A 6,314-nucleotide genomic window follows, 5' to 3' on the forward strand; every position below is an offset into this window, starting at 1 on the left:
CCCGCGAGCATACGACCAGACGAAACGGACAGCGGTTCACCGTTGAACGACCACTCGAATGGCGGCACGATCTTGGCGTGGACAACGGATGGTGGCTGCTGGGACCGGGGATCGGCGGGGTCGTGGTGGCCGCGGGGGTGCTCGGCCTTGGCATGGCCCGGCGCAGGCAGGGCATGGCGCTCACCGGCACGGTGCTGCTCGCGATCAGCACGTTGCTGCTGGTCGGCGGCGCTCTGCTGGTGGCGGACCCGAAGGCGGGGCTGGTCGAGGCGATCAAGACCGGCGGGCTGGGCGCGGGCTCGGTGGTCGCGCTGTACGCGCTCTGGCTCAACGACCGGCGCCGCCAGGTGGAGGAGAAGCGGCAGCGGCTGGAGACCAACCGGGCCGAGCACGACCGGGAGCGAGTCAGCGACGAGCGCTTCGCCAAGGCGGTGGAGCTGCTCGGGCACGAGGCGGACCAGGTGCGGGTGGGCGCGCTGCACGCGCTGGCCGGTATCGCCAGGAGCCGCCCGGAGTACACCCAGACCGTGCTGGACGTGCTGTGCGCCTACCTGCGCCGCCCGTTCAAGATCGACACCGAGGACCGGTACACCACCGAGGGCGAGGTGCGGCGCAGCGCCCAGCAGCTGATCAGAGACCTGCTGCCCAAGCCGGACACGGACGCGCCGCACTACAACCTGGACCTGATGGGCGCCACGCTGAGCCGCCTGGACCTCAGTCGCCGGATGGTCGGCGGCCTGCGGATCCAGGACGCCACCCTGCACCGGGTCACCCACCTGGACGGGGCCGAGTTCCACGGCAACGTCTACTTCACCAGGGCCAGGTTCCGGGGGCCGCTGAACTGGACCGGCGCCACCTTCCACCGTCGCTGCGGCCTCGGCAGCGTGACCTGGGACGTGCGTCCCGACCCGGCCCGCGCGACTTTCCACAGCCCGGAGCAGCCCTGTTCGTAGCCAGGGCGCGTTTTCACTACAGTCGGGTCACAACAGTGCGTGTCGGGTGGACCACATAGTGAAAGAAGGAACGCGGCCATGCTCGAAGTGTTCGGGATCGTAGCCATGATCCAGGGCTTCGGCGGGCTCATCGCCAGGCAGGTCGGTGGCGAGGGCTGGCTGTTGATGCACATGGTCCCCGAGCACCTGCAACTGCTCACCGGCGTCACCCTCGGCCTGATCGGCCTGGTCCTGCTGCTCACCGCGACCAGCCGCAGGCGGGCCACCGGCTGAGACGCCTCGGGGGCGGCGCCCATCGGACACCGCCCCCGTGCACAGCGGAAAACTCAGTCGAACAGCGCGTGCAGCGTGCCCTCCCAGGCGGTGCGCAGCTCGTCGAGGCCGACGGTGAACTGGCCCTGGACCTCAACCGCCCCGGACTCCACGTCCACCACACCAACCCTGGTGACCGGCAGCTCGCGCGCCTTGCACATCTCGGTGAAGCGCAGCTCCTCGCTGCGCGGCACCGCGACCAGCGCCCGGCCCGCGGACTCGGAGAACAGGTAGGTGAACGGGTCGGCGCCCTCGGGCAGCACGATCCGGCAGCCGCTCTCGCCGATGATCGCGGCCTCCACCACGGCCTGGATCAGGCCGCCCTCGGAGAGGTCGTGCGCGGCGGAGAGCATGCCGTCCCGGGAACCGGCGACCAGCACCTCGGCCAGCACCCGCTCCCGCTCCAGGTCCACCGCGGGCGGCTTACCGCCGAGGTGGCCGTGGACGTGGTTGGCCCACTCCGAGCCACCGAACTCGTCCCTGGTGTCGCCGAGCAGCAGCAGCGTCTCGCCGTCCTCCGCGCCCAGGCCGGTGGGGGTGCGGCGGGCCACGTCGTCGATCACGCCGAGCACGCCGACCACCGGGGTGGGCAGGATCGCCACCGAGCCGGTCTGGTTGTAGAAGGAGACGTTGCCGCCGGTGACCGGGATGCCCAGCTGCTTGCAGCCGTCGGCCAGGCCGCGCACGGCCTCGCTGAACTGCCACATCACGCCCGGGTCCTCCGGCGAGCCGAAGTTCAGGCAGTTGGTCACCGCGTACGGGGTGGCGCCGGTGGCGGCCACGTTGCGGTAGGCCTCGGCCAGCGCGAGCTGGGTCCCGGTGTAGGGATCCAGCTGCACGTAGCGGCCGTTGCAGTCGGTGGAGATGGCCACGCCGCGGCCGGTCTGCTCGTCGATCCGGATCATCCCGGAGTCAGCGGGCTGGGCCAGCACCGTGTTGCCGCGCACGTACCGGTCGTACTGCTCGGTGACCCACTTGCGGCTGCACAGGTTCGGCGAGGCGATCAGCCGGAGTAAGGTCGCGCGCAGCTCATCGGCGGTGGCCGGTCGCGGCAGCGTGTCCGGCACGTCCGCGATCAGCGCGTCCTGGGACGCCGGGCGCTGGATCGGCCGCTGGTACACCGGGCCCTCGTGCGCCACGGTGCGCGGCGGCACGTCCACCACGGTCTGGCCGTGCCAGGTGATCACCAGCCGGTCGCCGTCGGTGACCTCGCCGATCTCGGTGGCGATCACGTCCCACTTGCGGCAGACCCGCAGGAACGCCTCGACGTCCTTGGGCTCGACCACCGCGCACATGCGTTCCTGGGACTCGCTGGAGAGGATCTCCGCGGGCGACATGCCGGTCGCGCGCAGCGGCACCGTCTCCAGGTTCACGTGCATGCCGCCGTCACCGGCGCTGGCCAGCTCCGAGGTGGCGCAGGACAGGCCGGCGCCGCCGAGGTCCTGGATGCCCACCACGATGCCCTCGCGGAAGAGCTCCAGGCAGCACTCGATGAGCACCTTCTCGGTGAACGGGTCGCCCACCTGCACGCTCGGCAGCTTCTTGCGCCCGGAACCCGACTCGTCGCCGGAGAAGCTGTCCGAGGCGAGCACGGACACCCCGCCGATGCCGTCCAGGCCGGTGCGCGCGCCGAAGAGCATGATCTTGTTGCCCGCGCCGGAGGCGTGCGCCAGGTGCAGGTCCTCGACCCGCATCGCACCCACGCACAGCGCGTTGACCAGCGGGTTGCCCGCGTAGGTCGGGTCGAAGACGACCTCGCCGCCGATGTTGGGCAGGCCGAGGCTGTTGCCGTAGCCGCCGACGCCCGCGACGATCCCGGGCAGCACCCTGCGGGTGTCCGGCGCGTCGGCGGGGCCGAAGCGCAGCGGGTCCATCACCGCGAGCGGCCGGGCGCCCATGGCCAGGATGTCCCGGACGATGCCGCCGACCCCGGTGGCCGCGCCCTGGTAGGGCTCCACGTAGGACGGGTGGTTGTGGCTCTCCGCCTTGAAGGTCACCGCCCAGCCGTCGCCGATGTCGACCACACCGGCGTTCTCGCCGATGCCGGCCAGCATGTGCTGCTTCATCTCCGGCGTGGTGGTCTTGCCGAAGTAGGCCAGGTGCACCTTGGAGGACTTGTACGAGCAGTGCTCGCTCCACATCACCGAGTACATCGCCAGTTCGGCGTCGGTGGGGCGGCGGCCGAGGATCTCCCGGATGCGCGCGTACTCGTCGTCCTTGAGGCCGAGCTCGCGGTAGGGCTGCGCCACATCGGGCGTAGCGGTCGCGTGCTCAACCGTGTCCACTTGCTGTTCAGTCGTTGTCACGCCGCCACCAGCGAGTCGAGAACGGACAGGAACAGGCCGAGGCCGTCGTCGGTCGGGCCGGTGAGGGCCTCGATCGCGTGCTCGGGGTGCGGCATCAGGCCGACGACGCGGCCGTTGGCGCTGCTGATGCCGGCGATGTCGGCCAGCGCGCCGTTGGGGTTGTCGCCGACGTAGCGGAACACCACCCGGCCCTCCGCCTCCAGTTCGTCCACAATGGACTGATCTGCGACGTAGCGGCCCTCGCCGGACTTCAGCGGCACCAGGATCTCCGCGCCCTTGCCGTACCGGGTGGTCCACGCGGTGGTGTTGTTCTCCACCCGCAGCCACTGGTCCCGGCAGACGAAGTGCAGTCCGGCGTTGCGGACCAGCGCGCCGGGCAGCAGCCCGGCCTCGCAGAGGATCTGGAAACCGTTGCAGATGCCCAGCACCGGCATGCCCTTGGCCGCCGCGCTGACCACCTCGCCCATCACCGGGGCGAACCGGGCGATCGCGCCGGCGCGCAGGTAGTCGCCGTAGGAGAAGCCCCCTGGCACCACCACCGCGTCCACGCCGCGCAGGTCCGCGTCGGCGTGCCACAGCGGGACGGCCTCTGCCTCGGCGAACCGCACGGCGCGCTGGGCGTCGACGTCGTCGAGGGAGCCGGGGAAGGTGATGACCCCGATCTTGGGGCTCATGACTCGATCCGGCGGACGGTCCAGTCCTCGATCACCGGATTGGCGAGGAAGGTCTCGGCGATCTTCGCGAGAGCTTCGTCGTCGACGTTGTCGTCGACCTCCAGCTCGAAATGCTTGCCTTGGCGGACGGAGGCGATGCCGTCGAATCCGAGACGGGGCAGCGCATTCGCCACCGCCTGTCCTTGCGGATCGAGGATCTCCTGCTTGGGCATGACGTCGACGACGACTCGGGCCACGCGAATGCTCCTGGATTTTGCCGGGAAGCGGGACGAGAGGAGCCTACCTGACCTGCTTGTTCACTCCGCGCGCTCGATGCGTTACCGCTCTCACCCCGTTCGCTCTGCGAGAGATCGCTCGCGGCCGGGGGACTGGTCCAGGAAGGTGAGGGTCATGCGGATTCTGGTACTGGGCGGGACGATCTTCGTTTCGAAGACCGTCGCCGAAGAAGCGTTGCGACGTGGGCATGAGGTGGTGTGCGCGGTCCGAGGGGTCTCTGGTCAAGTGCCCGCCGGGGCGGCCATCGCGGTGGTGGACCGGGAGCGGCCGGACGGGCTCGCGGCACTGGCCGGGGAGCGCTTCGACGCGGTGGTGGACGTGGCGAGGATCTCCTTCCCGTGGGTCCGCGACGCGCTCGCCACGCTGGCGAAGAACACGGCGCACTGGACCTTCGTCTCGACCATCAGCGTGTACGCCGACAACGCCACCCCTGGCCAGGGCGTGGACGGGCCGCTGGTCGAGCCGATGGCGGAGGACGCGGCCGGGCGGCCCACCGCCGAGGTGGCCGAGCGCTACGGGCAGATCAAGGTGGCCTCGGAGAACGCGGTGCGCGAGGTCTTCGGCGAGGCCGCGTTCATCCCGCGCCCTGGGCTGATCACCGGACCGGGTGACCTCTCCGACCGCTTCGGCTACTGGCCGGCCCGGTTCGCCCGCGGCGGCCGGGTGGTGCTGCCGGACGCCCCTGACCGGCTGTTCCAGCACATCGACGTGCGGGACTTCGCGGCCTGGATCGTGCTGGCCGCCGAGCAGCGCCTCGGCGGCACCTTCGACGCGATCAGCACGCCCGCGCCGCTGCCGGAGTTCCTCGGCGAGATCCAGCAGGCGGTGGGCGGGGCGGTGGAGCCGGTGCTGGTGCCCGAGGCGAAGCTGGCCGAGCTGAAGGTCAACCCGTGGGGCGGGCCGCGGTCGCTGCCGCTGTGGCTGCCGCCGGACTACGACGGGATGGCCTCGCACCAGGCGCAGCCCGCGCTGGACGCGGGCTTGACCATCCGGCCCGTCGCGGAGACCGCGGTGGACACGCTGGCCTGGGAGCGCGAACTGGGGCTGGACCGGGAGCGCAAGGCCGGGCTGTCCCCGGCCGAGGAAGCGGAGGTGCTGGCGGCCCTGTGACGCGGGGCGGCCCGGTGGCGCGGGCGGCCCTGCGCGGAAAGGCCCGCCCGGCCGTTGTGGGGTCGGCCGGGCGGGCCGGGAACTCAGAGCAGGTTGCCGATCTTCTGCGCCACCAGGTCGATGCGCACGCCCTGGTTCGGGCAGCCGCCGAAGTGGTGCAGGCCGATCACCTTGTGCGTCTGGCCGGAGAGCACCGGCGAGCCGGAGGAGCCGCCCTCGGTGTCGCACATGTAGGAGATGTCGCTCTGCGAGCTGCTGCCGTTCACCCGCACCGCGCGGACCTGGCAGTTGCCGCTCGGGCTCTGGTCGTCCTTGAGCGAGAGCTTCTTGAGCTTGCCCGCCGGGTGGCCGATCACGTACATCCGCTCACCGACCGCGGGCACCCTGGCGTCCAGCTCCAGGTAGCCGAAGCTGGAGATGGCGGCGAAGTTGTTGACCTCGAACAGGGTGTAGTCCAGGCCGGCGTCGGTGCTGAGCACCTTGCTGGCCAGCACCTTGGTCGGCGTGCTGCCGGTGCCGTTGCAGGTCGGGCACTGGTAGTTGAACCACACCTCGATGCCCGCGGTGCTGGTGAAGCAGTGGTTGTTGGTGAGCAAGTCAAAAAACCACACCACACCCGCTGCGACCAGCGACTATGCTGGTCACCGGGGGAAGGGGGAAGCACCATGCACTACGGGTCTGTC

7 protein-coding genes are annotated in these 6,314 nt (G+C 70.8%); 3 read left to right on the forward strand and 4 right to left on the reverse strand.

The window, feature by feature from the left end; translation table 11 throughout:
* The first annotated feature begins 77 nt into the window (after nucleotides 1-77).
* On the forward strand, nucleotides 78-953 hold the full coding sequence (locus tag ACWDY5_RS05960) for a pentapeptide repeat-containing protein (RefSeq protein ID WP_449721160.1): 876 nt from the start codon (nucleotides 78-80) through the stop codon (nucleotides 951-953).
* A 78-nt stretch (nucleotides 954-1,031) separates the two neighbouring features.
* On the forward strand, nucleotides 1,032-1,226 hold the full coding sequence (locus ACWDY5_RS05965; protein ID WP_252483795.1) for a hypothetical protein: 195 nt from the start codon (nucleotides 1,032-1,034) through the stop codon (nucleotides 1,224-1,226).
* Nucleotides 1,227-1,279: 53 nt separating this feature from the next.
* On the opposite strand, the gene purL is transcribed toward ACWDY5_RS05965, so the two are convergent.
* The 3 genes from purL to purS are packed head-to-tail and all read right to left on the reverse strand — an operon-like array spanning nucleotide 1,280 to nucleotide 4,481.
* Nucleotides 1,280-3,571 (reverse strand): phosphoribosylformylglycinamidine synthase subunit PurL, encoded by a 2,292-nt coding sequence (gene purL / locus ACWDY5_RS05970; protein ID WP_449721161.1) that lies wholly within the window; start codon nucleotides 3,569-3,571, stop codon nucleotides 1,280-1,282.
* Complete coding sequence (purQ, locus tag ACWDY5_RS05975; protein ID WP_449721162.1) at nucleotides 3,568-4,245, reverse strand: phosphoribosylformylglycinamidine synthase subunit PurQ; 678 nt, start codon at nucleotides 4,243-4,245, stop codon at nucleotides 3,568-3,570. The genes purL and purQ overlap by 4 nt, the downstream gene beginning before the upstream one ends.
* On the reverse strand, nucleotides 4,242-4,481 hold the full coding sequence (gene purS, locus ACWDY5_RS05980) for a phosphoribosylformylglycinamidine synthase subunit PurS (protein WP_185000803.1): 240 nt from the start codon (nucleotides 4,479-4,481) through the stop codon (nucleotides 4,242-4,244). Before purS ends, purQ begins: the two co-directional genes overlap by 4 nt.
* Before the next feature lie 154 nt (nucleotides 4,482-4,635).
* Between purS and ACWDY5_RS05985 the strand changes: the two genes are divergently transcribed.
* Nucleotides 4,636-5,631, forward strand: coding sequence for an NAD-dependent epimerase/dehydratase family protein (locus tag ACWDY5_RS05985; RefSeq protein WP_449721163.1), 996 nt, complete (start codon nucleotides 4,636-4,638; stop codon nucleotides 5,629-5,631).
* A gap of 83 nt (nucleotides 5,632-5,714) precedes the next feature.
* Here ACWDY5_RS05985 and ACWDY5_RS05990 read toward each other — a convergent pair whose 3' ends face one another.
* The gene (locus ACWDY5_RS05990; RefSeq protein ID WP_449721164.1) at nucleotides 5,715-6,245 is read right to left on the reverse strand and encodes a trypsin-like serine peptidase; all 531 of its coding nucleotides are present in this window, start codon (nucleotides 6,243-6,245) and stop codon (nucleotides 5,715-5,717) included.
* Between the last annotated feature and the right edge of the window lie 69 nt (nucleotides 6,246-6,314).

This window comes from Crossiella sp. NPDC003009 (genome assembly GCF_053591555.1).

Excerpts from the sequence above, each read along its gene's own strand:
- ACWDY5_RS05965 (WP_252483795.1), top strand. The coding sequence starts at position 1,032 with ATGCTCGAAGTGTTCGGGATCGTAGCCATGATCCAGGGCTTCGGCGGG.
- purQ (WP_449721162.1), bottom strand. The coding sequence starts at position 4,245 with ATGAGCCCCAAGATCGGGGTCATCACCTTCCCCGGCTCCCTCGACGAC.
- ACWDY5_RS05985 (WP_449721163.1), top strand. The coding sequence starts at position 4,636 with ATGCGGATTCTGGTACTGGGCGGGACGATCTTCGTTTCGAAGACCGTC.